Origin of the sequence: Chitinophaga sp. GbtcB8 (assembly GCF_019091455.1) — a bacterium.
In the GTDB taxonomy this organism is placed as follows: Bacteria; Bacteroidota; Bacteroidia; order Chitinophagales; family Chitinophagaceae; genus Chitinophaga.
The window spans coordinates 1-286 of sequence record NZ_JAGXJN010000130.1 but is presented as its reverse complement, the minus strand read 5'-3'; the positions used below and the strand labels follow the sequence as shown (position 1 = coordinate 286).

The window sequence follows — 286 nt, the reverse complement described above, 5'->3', positions numbered from 1 at the left end:
TTTTGCCAACAACAAGGAGCTGAACTTTGTCCTGTTCGGCGTATCTGATATCTGGAACCGCCGCCGCGATGAAGGCAAAGCTTTCCTGAAAAATAAAACAGGCCATAGCATACAGACCTATGTGAATAATGTTGAACTGTACAAGAATAAAGACCTGGATGCAGTGATCATTGCCACGGCTGACTTCCAGCATGCTTACCATACCGTTGAGGCAGTAGGCCATAAAATGGATGAGTACTGCGAAAAACCTGTTGCTGAAACGAGGGAGGATGCACGCGCTGCGCTG

Annotated in this window: 1 protein-coding gene; it reads left to right on the top strand. The window is 47.6% G+C overall.

What is annotated here, in order from left to right:
* A partial coding sequence (locus KVT36_RS31670; RefSeq protein ID WP_217607423.1) for a Gfo/Idh/MocA family oxidoreductase occupies positions 1–286 on the top strand: 286 nt, incomplete at both ends.